8 protein-coding genes and 1 pseudogene are annotated in these 11876 nt (G+C 68.4%); 7 read left to right on the top strand and 2 right to left on the bottom strand.

What is annotated here, in order from left to right:
- The 3 genes and pseudogenes from EG885_RS13555 to phnN all read left to right on the top strand — a co-directional run.
- Positions 1–250 (top strand): annotated as a pseudogene (locus EG885_RS13555) (Y-family DNA polymerase); the annotation flags it as partial.
- A gap of 92 nt (positions 251–342) precedes the next feature.
- The gene (locus EG885_RS13550; RefSeq protein ID WP_379107523.1) at positions 343–4197 is read left to right on the top strand and encodes an error-prone DNA polymerase; all 3855 of its coding nucleotides are present in this window, start codon (positions 343–345) and stop codon (positions 4195–4197) included.
- A gap of 445 nt (positions 4198–4642) precedes the next feature.
- Positions 4643–5173: a phosphonate metabolism protein/1,5-bisphosphokinase (PRPP-forming) PhnN gene (gene phnN / locus EG885_RS13545; protein WP_131575454.1), complete on the top strand. Its 531-nt coding sequence runs from the start codon at positions 4643–4645 to the stop codon at positions 5171–5173.
- Here phnN and EG885_RS13540 read toward each other — a convergent pair.
- Positions 5149–5832: a DUF1045 domain-containing protein gene (locus tag EG885_RS13540; protein WP_131575451.1), complete on the bottom strand. Its 684-nt coding sequence runs from the start codon at positions 5830–5832 to the stop codon at positions 5149–5151. The genes phnN and EG885_RS13540 overlap by 25 nt on opposite strands.
- Before the next feature lie 95 nt (positions 5833–5927).
- Between EG885_RS13540 and EG885_RS13535 the strand changes: the two genes are divergently transcribed.
- Positions 5928–7067: an alpha-D-ribose 1-methylphosphonate 5-triphosphate diphosphatase gene (locus EG885_RS13535; protein ID WP_131575449.1), complete on the top strand. Its 1140-nt coding sequence runs from the start codon at positions 5928–5930 to the stop codon at positions 7065–7067.
- A 16-nt stretch (positions 7068–7083) separates the two neighbouring features.
- On the opposite strand, the gene EG885_RS13530 is transcribed toward EG885_RS13535, so the two are convergent.
- On the bottom strand, positions 7084–8316 hold the full coding sequence (locus tag EG885_RS13530) for an EAL domain-containing protein (RefSeq protein ID WP_131575447.1): 1233 nt from the start codon (positions 8314–8316) through the stop codon (positions 7084–7086).
- Between the two features lie 362 nt (positions 8317–8678).
- On the opposite strand from EG885_RS13530, the gene EG885_RS13525 reads away from it, so the two are divergent.
- The 3 genes from EG885_RS13525 (at position 8679) to EG885_RS13515 (ending at position 11861) form a co-directional block, all read left to right on the top strand.
- Positions 8679–9752: a GGDEF domain-containing protein gene (locus EG885_RS13525; protein ID WP_131575445.1), complete on the top strand. Its 1074-nt coding sequence runs from the start codon at positions 8679–8681 to the stop codon at positions 9750–9752.
- Between the two features lie 137 nt (positions 9753–9889).
- Positions 9890–10777, top strand: coding sequence for a viral aspartic protease (locus tag EG885_RS13520; RefSeq protein ID WP_131575443.1), 888 nt, complete (start codon positions 9890–9892; stop codon positions 10775–10777).
- Positions 10764–11861: a hypothetical protein gene (locus EG885_RS13515; protein ID WP_131575441.1), complete on the top strand. Its 1098-nt coding sequence runs from the start codon at positions 10764–10766 to the stop codon at positions 11859–11861. The genes EG885_RS13520 and EG885_RS13515 overlap by 14 nt, the downstream gene beginning before the upstream one ends.
- The last annotated feature ends 15 nt before the right edge of the window (positions 11862–11876 follow it).

The following is an 11876-nucleotide window of genomic DNA, read 5'->3' as shown; positions in this document are numbered from 1 at the left end:
CTTCCCGCCCGAGCCGGTGACCGCCGCGACCGGCCATCCCCCCACACGGTTCCGCTGGCGCCGGACCCAGTTCACCACCCTGCGCGCCACCGGCCCCGAACGGATCGCCCCCGAATGGTGGCTGGACGATCCCGCATGGCAGGGCGGCCTGCGCAATTACTGGCGGATCGAGACGGTCGAGGGGCCGCGCCTGTGGATGTTCCACACCCCCCGCAAGGACCACTGGTCGGTGCAGGGGGAATTCGCATGAGGACCGCGACGGGGCCGGGCGGGGTCGTCACACCCCCGGGGGGCGGATCGCGGCGGGCAAATTCTGACGGATCGAACCATGGGCCGGACGGGATGGCGGCACCGGATATCTCCGGCCCGACCGAAGCTTGCCCAACCGGCGCCTGCCCTCCATCACCTGGCCCGGCTTATGCCGAACTCTGCGTGACCACGAATTTCACCTTCCTGACCGGCGCCTCGCATCCCGAGGAACTGGTGACCCGCGCCGCCGAGCTGGGCCTGACCGCCATCGCGATCACCGACCGCAATTCGGTGGCGGGCGTGGTCCGGGCTTTTTCGGCGCTGAAGGAACTGACCCGCCTGCGCGATGAGGCGCTGGCAGAGGCCGGGGCCGCCGGGGCTGAAGGAGGGATGCAAGCGGGCCGCGACGCCGAGACCGAACGCGGGACACGGACAGAGGGCAGCGCACAAGAAGGCAGCGCACAGGCAGGCGGTGAGCAAGCAGGCGGTGGGCCGCAGGCAGAGCGCGGGATGCAGGCCGGAAACGGAACCGCGCCGGGACATGCTGCCACCCGAAAAACCGCCCCAAACAACACCGGGCCCAAATCCGACGGCCCTAAGTCTGACGGCCCTAAGTCTGACGGCCCCAAGTTCGACGGCCCCAAGTTCGACGGCCCCAAGTTCGACGGCCAAGGCAAGACCGGACAGGGGCCGGTGATCCGGTCCCGGCAGATCACCGATCACTCCAGCCGCCAGACCAGGGCGCAGCCGTCCGAGGCCACGGCCCCCTTCCCCCCGGACCAGCCTCTGCCGCGCCTGATCGCCGGGGCGCGGCTGGTGCTGACCGACAGCGCGGTCGAATGGCTGGCTTTGCCCACCGACCTGCCCGCATGGTCGCGGCTGACCCGGCTGCTATCGGTCGGCAAGCGGCGGGCGGCCAAGGGGCAATGCCATATCGTGACCGCCGATCTGATGGACTGGGGTCAGGGCCTGATCCTGATCGCGCGCCCCCCCGATCCGCTGGCCAGCCCCCTGCCAGACAGTCTCCTGCCAGACAGCCCGCTGCCTGACAGTTCGATGCCTGACAGTTCGATGCCCGGCAGTTCAACGCCCGCCGATTCAGGGCCCGCCGATTCAGGGCCCGGCGATCCAAGACCCGCGCAGTCCAGCCCCGTCTCCGCCGACATCGCCCGCATGGCGCAGGCTTTTCCCGGCTGCGTCTATCTGGGCGCGGCGCCCGGCTATGACGGGCAGGATCAGGCGCGGCTGGACCGGATGGCCGGTCTTGCGCAGGCGACGGGGGCGCCCCTGGTCGCGGTGGGCGATGTGTTGATGCACCGCGCCAGCAGGCGCCCGATGGCCGATGTGCTCAGCTGTCTGCGGCTTGGCTGCACCATCCACGACCTGGGCCTGCGCCGCCTGCCCAATGCCGAACGGCGGCTGAAGGACGGCGCCGACATGATGCGGCTGTTTCATCGCCACCCGCAGGCGCTGGCCCGCACGCTGGACATCGCCGCGCGCTGCACCTTCAGGCTGGACGATCTGCGCTATCATTACCCCGACGAGGCGCTGAACGGCGAACCCGCGCAGGACCGGCTGGCCCGGCTGGCCGCCGCGGGACTGCGCTGGCGCTATCCCAAGGGCGCCCCCGAGGACATGACCGCGCGGGTGGACAAGGAACTGGGGCTGATCGCGCATCTGGGCTATGCGCCCTATTTCCTGACCGTGCATGACATCGTGGCCTTTGCCCGATCGCGCGGCATCCTGTGTCAGGGGCGCGGCTCGGCGGCCAATTCGGTGATCTGCTATCTGCTGGGCATCACCGAGGTGCCGCCCGAATCGATCACACTGATCTTTGAACGCTTCATCAGCCGCGAACGCGGCGAGCCGCCCGATATCGACGTCGATTTCGAACATGAGCGGCGCGAAGAGGTGATCCAGCACATCTACGACCGCTATGGCCGCGACCGGGCCGGGCTGACGGCCACGGTGATCCATTTCCGCGCCCGCGCCGCGATCCGCGAGGTGGGCAAGGTCATGGGGCTGGGACAGGATGTGCTGGCGGCCATGTCGGGGCAGATCTGGGGCTTTTCCTCGGACGCGCCCAAGGCGGACCGGCTGCGCGCCGCCGGTCTGGACCCCGATGATCCGCATCTGGCGATGACCCTGCGGCTGGTGGCCGAGATCACCGGCTTTCCCCGCCATCTCAGCCAGCATGTCGGCGGCTTCGTCATCACCCATGGTCGTCTGGACGAGCTGTGCCCGATCGAGAATGCGGCCATGCAGGATCGCACCGTCATCGAATGGGACAAGGACGATATCGACGCGCTTGGCCTGATGAAGGTCGATGTGCTGGCGCTTGGGATGCTGACCGCGATCCGCAAGGCCTTTGGCCTGCTGGTCGACCACGAGGGGGTGTCCCATGATCTGGCCAGCATCCCGCAGCGTGACGCAACGGTCTATGACATGCTGTGCCGGGCCGATGCGGTCGGGGTGTTTCAGGTCGAAAGCCGGGCGCAGCTGAACTTCCTGCCCCGGATGCGGCCCCGCAACCTGTACGATCTGGTCTGCGAGGTGGCCATCGTGCGGCCCGGCCCCATTCAGGGCGGCATGGTCCATCCCTATCTGGCCCGAAGGCGCGGCCTGGAACCGGTCGAGGATCTGGGCCCGGCGCTGAACAAGGTGCTGGCGCGTACCTATGGGGTGCCGCTGTTTCAGGAACAGGCGATGCAGATCGCGGTCGTCGGCGCGGGCTTTACCCCGGCCGAGGCCGACAAGCTGCGCCGCAGTCTGGCCACATTCAAGCGGATGGGCACCATCGGGGGGTTTCGCGACCGCTTTGTCACCGGCATGTTGCAGCGCGGCTATGACGAGGATTTCGCCCGCCGCTGCTTTGCCCAGATCGAAGGGTTCGGTTCCTATGGCTTTCCCGAAAGCCATGCGGCCAGCTTCGCGCGGCTGGTGTATATCTCGGCCTGGCTCAAGCGGCATCATCAGGCGGTCTTTACCTGCGCGCTGCTGAATTCCCAACCGATGGGGTTCTATGCCCCCGCGCAGCTGGTCCGCGATGCCCGCGACCGGGGCGTCGAGGTGCGGCCCGTCTGCATCAATCTCAGCGCATGGGACAACCGGCTGGAACGCCGCACGGACGGGACGCTGGCGCTGCGGCTTGGCTTTCGCCAGATCAAGGGGCTGCGGGCCGAGGATGCGGTCTGGATCATCGCCGCCCGCGCCAATGGCTATCCCGATGTGGAAAGCGTCTGGCGCCGCGCGGGCGTGCGCCCCGACACGCTGGAACGGCTGGCCGAGGGCGACGCCTTCACCGCCCTGGGCCTGCCCCGGCGCGAGGCTTTGTGGGCGGCCCGTGCGCTGCGGGCACCCAGGCCCCTGCCACTGTTCGGTGCCGATGGTGAAGGGGGCGTTGAGCCTGCGGTCCACCTGCCGCAGATGTCTTTGGGCGAGGCGGTGATCGAGGATTACCTGTCCCTGCGTCTCAGTCTGCGCGCCCATCCGCTGGCGATCCTGCGCCCCGGCCTGCCCGAAAGCCTGCCCCATGACCGGCTGGCCCATGCCGCACCGGGCCGGGTCACGGTGACCGGCCTTGTCATCACCCGCCAGCGCCCCGGCACCGCATCCGGAGTGATCTTTCTGACGCTGGAGGATGAGACCGGCGTGTCGAACGTCGTCGTCTGGTCCCGCGTCTATGAGACCTTCCGCAGCGCTGTCGTGGCGGGCCGCCTGCTGCGCGTGCGGGGCCGGATCGAACGCGACGGCCCGGTCGTGCATGTCATCGCCGAGACGATCGAGGATCTGTCGGCGCGGCTGACCACCCTTGGACGCCCGACGATGATCCAGTCGAACGACGGCCGCGCGGACGAGACGCGCCGGCCGGTCGTCAGCCGGGGCGGTGCCGCCCAGCATCCCCGAACGCAGGCGGGCCGCCTGTTTCCCAGCAGGGATTTCCACTGACCATGCGGACCGATGGCACCTGCGGACCCATGATCACCCCGGCGCTGGCCATCCGGGCCTGTCCCCGGCTATCACAGACCTGTCCCGCGCGTTTTCCGCAACCCCGACAGACCAAGGCCCGCATGATGCCCCCAGACGGCCCGATCCACCTGACGCTGACCGGGACAATCACCCGGCGTGGCAGCCCCGCGAACGTTTGCGCCCCCAAGTTCCCGGCCCCGGCGCGCCCCGGTTTGGCCCCCCTGCCCCGTGCGACGGGCGACGCCGCCCGGTCCGACATCCCGCCTGTCCGGCTGTCCGGTGCCCGCCGCCATCCGCTGTCGCCCCTCACCAGACCCGGCGCCCGGCCCGGCGCCCGGCCCATTATTCCCCGACCCGTCACCCGGCCCGTCGGTCCGGATTTAGACCTGCGCCCGCGTCGGTGCACGCGATCAGGGCCGCGCGCATGATCGCCGCCATCGTCGGCCCCTCGGGCGCGGGCAAGGACACGCTGATCGAGGGCGCGCTGGCGGCATGGCCCGACCTGCGGCTGGCCCGGCGGGTCATCACCCGCCCCTCGGATGCGGGGGGCGAGGATTTCGACGGCGTCACCCAGGCAGCCTTTGCCCGGATGCAGCGGGACGGGCTGTTCGCGCTGGACTGGCAGGCGCATGGGCTGTCCTATGGCATCCCCCGCGATCAGCTGGCGGGCTCGGGGCCGGTGATCTTCAACGGCAGCCGCGCGGCGCTGCCGCAGGCGATGGCGCGGCTGCCGGGGCTGCGGATGGTCTTGGTCACCGCGCCCGTGGCCCTGCTGGCCCGCCGTCTGGCCGCCCGGGGCCGCGAGACGGAAACCGACATTGCCGCCCGGCTGGATCGCGCGGGCTTTGCCATGCCGCCGGGGATCGACCATCTGACGGTCGTGAACGACGACAGCCCCGAACAGGGGGCCGCGCGTCTGCTGGCCGCGCTTCAGCCCGACAGGGCGCTGCGATGACGCAGATGGAACCGGCCCGCCCGATCCTCGGCCATCAGGCACAGATCGGCGATCACGAAGGGGCGCGGCAGCACCGGCCCCAGATGCGCCCGCAACACCTGCGCTGTCGCCTGCGCCTGCGGGGCGGGCAGCTGATCGGTCAGGGTCAGGTGAAAGCGGAACTCTTCCATCACGAAGGGATAGCCCCACCGATCCAGCAGGGCGCGCTGGCGGGGTGTCAGAGTTTCCGGGCGGCGGCGCGCGATCTCGGCATCGGTCAGGGGGGCGCGCAGGGGGTCGGTGGCGCGCATGACCGCCTCGGCCAGCGCCGACAGCGCCGCGTCGCAGCCTTGCGGCAGCAGCGCCAGAAAACCGTGCAGATCATGGATCTCCAGCCCCTCGCAGCGCACCGGCGGCTGCGTGGCGGCCAGAACGTCCAGCGCGCGGATCAGCTGCGCCTCGGGGACCAGGGGGCGGAAGGGTGCGCGGATCGTGCCGTGAAAGCCGTATTTGCGCGGGCTGCGGGTCAGATCGGCCACAGGCCGCGGCAGACCGGGCAGGTCGGGCTGAGCCACGGCCCGGCCCGCCGCCCCGTCCCAGCCCAGCCATGCCTCCATCGCATCGGCGAAAGGCCCCGGTTCCGGGGCGTAATAGACGGCATATCTGGTGAAATCCTGCATCTTCCCGGCCTTACGATGAAACTGTCACACCCGTGTGACGCTTGACTGCCAGATCACCCGCTTTGACCCCGACGTTCAAGACTGGACCCTTTCGCATGACCGACACGATCCTTGCCAATGCCCGCCTCGTTCTGCCCGATGAGGTCATTCACGGCCATCTTGTCCTGCGCGACGGTCGCATCGCCGAGATCGGACAGGGCGCGGCGATCCCGCCCGGCGCGCTGGATTGCGATGGCGATCTGGTCATGCCCGGTCTGGTGGAACTGCACACCGACAATCTGGAACGCCACATGCAGCCCCGCCCCGGCGTCGATTGGCCCCATGCAAGCGCGATCATCGCCCATGACGCGGAACTGGCCAGCGTCGGCATCACCACCGTCTTTGACGCGCTGCGGGTGGGGTCGGTGGTGACCTCGAATAATGCGGGCTATCGCGAATATGCCCGCGCGCTGGCCGACGAGATTCTGGACCTGCGCGCGAAAGGCGCCCTGCGGATCAGCCATTTCCTGCATCTGCGGGCCGAGATCTGTTCGCAGACCCTGCCAGAAGAGATGGCCAAATTCGGCCCCCATGACCGGGTGGGCATCGTCAGCCTGATGGATCACACGCCCGGCGAACGCCAGTTCCGCGACATCACCAAGCTGCGCGACTATGTCATCGGCAAGAAGGGCCTGTCCGAGGCCGAATTTCACGCCCATATCGCCCATCAGCAGGCCCTGCGCGCCCGCGTGGGCGAGGCGCACGAGGCTGCGGCGGTCGCCCATGCGCGGCGCTATGGGGCAGTGCTGGCCAGCCATGACGACACCACCGCGCCTCAGGTCGCGGTCAGCGCCGGTCACGGCTGCCATTTCGCCGAATTTCCCACGACCCATGAGGCCGCGCGGGCCTGCCGCGATCACGGCATCAAGGTGATGATGGGCGCACCGAACCTGATCCGGGGCGGATCGCACAGCGGCAATGTGGCGGCGGCGGATCTGGCGCGGGCGGATCTGCTGGACATCCTGTCATCGGACTACGTCCCCTCGGGGCTGTTGTCGGCGGCCTTGCAGCTGGGCGATCTGTGGGGCGACATGGCGCGGGCGGTGACCACGGTCACGGCGGCGCCCGCGGCGGCGGTCGATCTGGCCGATCGCGGGCGGCTGGCCGTGGGCGCGCGCGCCGATGTGATCCGGGTGACGCGCCTTGGCGCCGCAGGCGCGGTGCGCGGGGTCTGGGTACGGGGTCAACGGATCTGAGCCGGGCCCGCGCCGTCTAACCCCCGGGGGCGGCCTGATCCGGCGCAGGCCCGAAGATGCTGGCATAGGGCACGGCCTCGCCGATGAAATAGCCCTGCATCTTGCGCACCCCAAGCTCGGTCAGGATGTCATAGATCTGGGCCGAGCTGACATGTTCGCCCACGACATCAAGACCAAGATCGGCGCATAGCGCCACCAGCGCCTCGACGATCTTCAGCTCTCGTCGTTTGGGATAGACGACATTGGCCACCAGCCCGCCATCGATCTTGACACAGTTCACGTCCAGATCGGTCAGATAGGAAAACCCCGACAGCCCGGCCCCGAAGTCATCCAGCGCGACCGAACAGCCCAGATCCCGCAGGGTGCGCACATTGATCTTGGCACTGGGCAGATCGTGGATGGCCGAGGTTTCGGTGATCTCGAACTGGATGCGGGCGGGATCGATGCCCGCCTGCGCCACGATCTGCACGATGCCCTGACCGAACCCCGCATCCGACAGCGTGCGCCCCGACATGTTCAGCGAGATATGGATGTCGTCATGCTGGGCCAGCACGGCGGCATGACCCAGAATCGCATGCCGGATGATCCAGTCATCCATCGTGCAGATCATGCTGGTGCGTTCGACCAGCGGCAGGAAGGCGGCGGGGGAATGTTCCTGACCCTTGCGGTCCTGCATCTTGACCAGCACCTCGTAATGGCGACCCGTGCTGTCTGGATCGGTATCGACGATCTGCTGCGCATACAGAATCAGCCGCGATTCATCCATCGCCGAGACGGCATCCGACAACAGCCGCGCGCTTTGGATATCGGCCTGCAGCTGCGGCGTGTCGGGGCTGTCATATTCGACCAGATCGACGCCCCGCGCATAGGCGGCGGCGCAGGCGGCGGCGGCGATGCGGGTCAGCTCTCCGACGCCCAGACTGTCGCCCGACCAGATCACCCCGGAATGGGCGGTGGTCGAGAAATGGACGCTGCCGGTGCGCATCCGGCAGCCGGGCACCTTGTCCAGCGCCGTGCGGACCAAAGCCGCCAGCGCCGGGCGCGGCGCCCCCTGCAGCGTGATGACGAAGGATCCCGACGAGGGCGCCTCATAGACCCGGTCGGCCCCGAATGTCGCCCGCAACATCGCCAGAACCGAGGCCCGCAGCGCCCGCACCAGACGGTCGCCCCCGGCAATGGTCAACTGGTCGGTGTAATTCAGGCCAAGGACACAGATCCCGCGCAGGCCGTCCTTGTCCTCGTGGGTCATCCGCGTCATTCCAATCACACCCGGCCCAATCACGTCAGGCCCATCACATCCGGCCCATCCATGAAGGCCCGTCACCCCGGGCGCGTGACGATGCGGCAGGGCGCTGCTGCTGTCAGAACCCGGCTTTTGCCAAAACTGCACGATGTGGTGCGGAAGGCAAGCCCGCCAATGGCGGGACCGACCCTGCCGTTGCGGCAGACATAAGACGCATGAAGCCTCGATCGAGGGTCGGTCCGAGCCGCCTGACGCCAAGGGAAACGAGGCCATTCGGCCTTTGAGCAGACAAAACCTGTCTATAAGTCAGGTATGTTAAATGATCATAATGTGCGAAACGGTTTGTACAGTTCGTAAATGGTGATGTGATGTACGATCCTTTCCTGATCCTGGCCGACACATTGGGCGTCATGGCGCTTTGCACGATTTTCTACAGCCTTGTGCAAAAGCGCATCACTCATCGCGGTTTGCGTCATGTCAGCGTCGGGCTGGCCTTCGGGGCCGCCGCCATCATCGTGATGCTGCAGCCGGTCGAACTGGGGCCCGGCATCCAGACCGACGCCCGCGGCGCCTTTGTCGGCATGGCCATGGCCTTTGGCGGGCCGCTGGCGGCCTTTGTCGCGGTCTGCCTGGCGGTGGTCGCCCGCCTGCTGATCGGCGGCGAGGGCGCGATCTGGGGCAGCGGGCTGATCGTGACGACGGCGCTGTTCGCCGGGATCTGGTATGCGGCCTACAACACGACCCACACGCGCGGCCGCCGGGCCTGGGTTCTGCTCAGCGTCGCCTCGACCTTGCCGACGTTTCTGGCCTTTGTGCGGTTCCGGATCTGGGATGAACAGCAGATGATCTTCATCACGCTGCTGACCGCCATCCTGATCTTTGTCTTTGGCAAGATGCTGGAAACCGAACAGCGCCGGGGCCGTCGGGAACGCGAACTGGCCATGGCCGCCGCCACCGATGCGCTGACCGGCCTGCCCAATCGCCGCGCCCTGGATGCCTATACCCGAGAGCTGGAAGAATCGGGCGCCGATGACGTCATGCTGCTGCTGCTGGATGTCGATCATTTCAAGCAGATCAATGACGAATACGGCCATGACGAAGGCGACCGCGTGCTGCACACCATCGCGCAGGCGATCACCCGCACGATCCGGGGTGGCGATTTTGCCGCGCGGATCGGCGGCGAGGAATTTGCGGTGATTGTGCGCACCTCGGGGTTTTCCACCGGCCATCAGGTGGCAGAGCGGTTCCGCCAGGCTGTGCAGGTGCCCTATGGCGACCCCGCAGAAGGCCGCGTCTCGACCATCAGCGTCGGCGGATTCTGTTTTGACGGCAAGCCCTTCAGCTATATCAACGGCTATCGGCTGGCCGATCTGGCGCTGTATCAATCCAAGGCCGATGGCCGCAACCGCGCCACCGTCACCCCCCTGCTGCAGGCCGCCTGACGGCGCCGGGGGCGGGGCTGTCCCCGGCTTGGCTGCGACCGAATTGCCCCGGTTGAGGGATATTCGGTTTAGTATACTTGAGCGTGTGCGGTTCCGGGATATGATTGGTTTGTCCTTACCGGTATCGGAACGCCCTCATGACAACCCGCAGCCTTTTCGCCGCCAGTGCGCTGGCCCTGCTGACAGCCTGCGGTGGAAGCGGCGGCGGTGGCGGGTCCGAAACCCCGGTGACGCCCCCCCCGCCCGAGGGGCGGCCGGTCGGCACAGGCCCGTTCGAGGCCTATCAGACCCAACATAACGGCTTTTCCCGAACCCGCATGGACCGGTCCCGGCCCGGCGATGCCGCCGTGCTGGCGGCGTTCGAGGATGGCAACCCCGCCGGACCCGCCGGCTATCGCGACCTGATCGCTTTGACCGAGGCGCAATATGCCGGTCAGATGACCATCGAGGTGATCGCCGAGGTCGATCCCCGCAATGGCAACCGCGCCACCCGCCTGCTGCGCCTGACCGCCGATCAGGCGCCTTTCGAGAACCTGCGCGACGGCGAGCTGGTGACGGCCGGCGGGCAGTATTTCTTCAAGGGCGAAAGCTTTGCCTGGGTGACCATCGATGACGGCCCGCTGCTGTCGGGTCGCCACAGCGAGGGGCTGGAAAACCTGATGCTGGATTTCGACCGCGGCACCGCCGATATCGACATCCGCACCGAGGTTTCCGCCCGTTCGGATGTCGAGATCGGACTGCAGGCGCGGGGTCTGCCCTTCAACGTGGTGACCGGCGCCTATGGCGGGGCCACGACGATCAGCGTGCGCAATCCCGACGTGGCCGAAACCTATGACATCCCCGGTTATCTGCGCGGCTCTGTCGGCGGCAGCCCGACCTATCGCGACGACCGGCACGGGATGACCACCTCGGGGCTGTATACGGCGACCGGGCGGGACGGCGGGCATCGGGTGACGGTGGACGGGGTCTTTGTCGGTGCCGATCCAAATGCCGGGTCTGACGCCGCCCCGAATGGCACCCCGTAAGCTGCCGCGCGGGGTGATCGGGCCGACGCGCCACAGGGGCGGGCTGCTGCGCGGGCTGGTCCTTGCCACCGCCCTGCTATCGCCTGCCCCGGCACTGGCCGACATCACCCACCGTCTGCGTCTGGCCGAAACCGCCGCCCCCGAACGCCTGCGCCTGCGGGTCCATGCGCAGGCGCTGGAGGCGGGCGCCCTGCCCCCCGCAGGCCTTGCCCGGATGCGGCGTGATATGGTGCGGCAGGGCTATTACGCCGATGGCGGCGGGTTGGTGCCAGTGGCGCGCGATGTCTCGGTCGCGCCATTGCTGGCATGGGACGGCAATATCAATGGCGGCCTGCTTCAGGACCGTTTCGTCTTCAACGGCTTGCAATTCGAGGCCGCGCCGGGGCTGGCCGCGAAATCCGGGCTGGTGGCGGGGCTGTCGGCGGGCGGGATTTCGCGGCACGCCTGGCAGACCGGTCGCCTGATTGAGGTCCGGGGCGCGGTCGAGCTGGGCTGGTCGCCCGAACACCGGATCGGGCGGGCGGATGCGATGATCTCGGCCTGTTCGCAAAACCACCTCAGCGGCTGGACCTTTCTGGACCTCTGCGCAACGGCGGCGCGGTACTGGCGGGAACTGGACCGGGGGACGGCCTATCAACGCTCGGCCCAGCTGTCGCGGATCGTGGCGACCGGGACCAGCGCGCATCAGCTGGGGGTCCGCATCAGTCGCGTGTCGGGGGCGGGGCAGGATCAGAACCGCCTGACCCTGTCCGCAGATTCGGTCTGGCCCCTGCTGGCCAGCCGGGCCGAGCTGACCTTGGGCCAGCCCCGCGACGGCACCACCACCCTGCGCACCCGCATGGGGGGCGGGGTCAGCTGGCTGATCCGGGGCCGTCCGGTGGGGCTCGATGTCTTCACGCAGGACCTGCAGGGCGGCGCCTTTCTGGGCGTGCCGCGCCGCGACCGGGTGAACGGACTGACCCTGACGGCCCAGCTGCGCCCCGGCGCATCGCTGCGCATGGGGGTGACCGACAGCAACTCGACAGCAGGCATCGCCGACTATCGCCAGATCACGATGGAGCTGCGGCTGGACGGGCTGCGATAGCGGGCAAGCCAGAGA

It is taken from the genome of Paracoccus nototheniae, from assembly GCF_004335005.1.
GTDB lineage: Bacteria > Pseudomonadota > Alphaproteobacteria > Rhodobacterales > Rhodobacteraceae > Paracoccus > Paracoccus nototheniae.
The sequence above is the reverse complement of the archived record's forward strand: the minus strand, read 5'-3'. Positions and strand labels throughout refer to the sequence as shown.